The organism is Curtobacterium sp. CFBP9011 (genome assembly GCF_034045095.1).
GTDB lineage: Bacteria > Actinomycetota > Actinomycetes > Actinomycetales > Microbacteriaceae > Curtobacterium.
The window spans coordinates 4,397-5,897 of record NZ_JAXCWN010000016.1 but is presented as its reverse complement, the minus strand read 5'-3'; the positions used below and the strand labels follow the sequence as shown (position 1 = coordinate 5,897).

The window sequence follows — 1,501 nt, the reverse complement described above, 5'->3', positions numbered from 1 at the left end:
CATTGAAAAGAAGTCCGGCGGCGTCCTACTCTCCCACAAGGTCCCCCTTGCAGTACCATCGGCGCTGAGAGGCTTAGCTTCCGGGTTCGGAATGTGACCGGGCGTTTCCCTCTCGCTATGACCACCGGAACACCATCGACCCGAAACGGATCAAACAGGTTCCAGCCATCCCCCACCAACGGTTCGGTGTCAACACCCCCGCCGAAACAGGGTTGATGACACCCCACACCGGTGGGGTAGCTGAACTATTCAGTTTGATTCCCGATCGTCTGTCGGGAACCACAAAGTGGACGCGAGCCCTGACCCGTGAGGGTCAGGAAAAAAGTGTGTGTCAAGTCTTCGGCTTATTAGTACCGGTCAGCTCCACGGGTCGTTAGTCCCCGCTTCCACATCCGGCCTATCAACCCAGTAGTCTGCTGGGAGCCTCTCACACTCAAGGTGCATGGAAATCTCATCTCGAAGACGGCTTCCCGCTTAGATGCTTTCAGCGGTTATCCGGTCCGAACGTAGCTAATCAGCGGTGCCCTTGGCAGAACAACTGACACACCAGAGGTTCGTCCATCCCGGTCCTCTCGTACTAGGGATAGATCTTCTCAAATTTCCAACGCGCGCAGCGGATAGGGACCGAACTGTCTCACGACGTTCTAAACCCAGCTCGCGTACCGCTTTAATGGGCGAACAGCCCAACCCTTGGGACCTACTCCAGCCCCAGGATGCGACGAGCCGACATCGAGGTGCCAAACCATGCCGTCGATATGGACTCTTGGGCAAGATCAGCCTGTTATCCCCGAGGTACCTTTTATCCGTTGAGCGACAGCGCTTCCACAAGCCACTGCCGGATCACTAGTCCCGACTTTCGTCCCTGCTCGACCTGTCAGTCTCACAGTCAAGCTCCCTTGTGCACTTACACTCGCCACCTGATTGCCAACCAGGTTGAGGGAACCTTTGGGCGCCTCCGTTACTCTTTGGGAGGCAACCGCCCCAGTTAAACTACCCATCAGGCACTGTCCATGAACCCGATCAGGGTCCTACGTTAGACATCCAAAGTGACCAGAGTGGTATTTCAACAATGACTCCACGAACACTAGCGTGCCCGCTTCACAGTCTCCCACCTATCCTACACAAGCCACTCCGAACACCAATACCAAACTGTAGTAAAGGTCACGGGGTCTTTCCGTCCTGCTGCGCGTAACGAGCATCTTTACTCGTAGTGCAATTTCGCCGAGTTCGCGGTTGAGACAGCTGGGAAGTCGTTACGCCATTCGTGCAGGTCGGAACTTACCCGACAAGGAATTTCGCTACCTTAGGATGGTTATAGTTACCACCGCCGTTTACTGGGGCTTAAATTCAGAGCTTCGCCGTGAGGCTGACCCTTCCTCTTAACCTTCCAGCACCGGGCAGGCGTCAGTCCGTATACATCGTCTTGCGACTTCGCACGGACCTGTGTTTTTAGTAAACAGTCGCTTCCCACTGGTCTCTGCGGCCTTCAACGCTCACGGAG

Annotated in this window: 2 rRNA genes (1 of these 2 only partly in view); both read right to left on the bottom strand. The window is 55.4% G+C overall.

The annotated features are described in order from the left end of the window. Positions 1 to 12 precede the first annotated feature (12 nt). Positions 13 to 129 (bottom strand): 5S ribosomal RNA (gene rrf, locus SOM35_RS17345). Between the two features lie 198 nt (positions 130 to 327). Next, positions 328 to 1,501 (bottom strand): 23S ribosomal RNA (locus SOM35_RS17340); it runs 2,150 nt beyond the window's last position.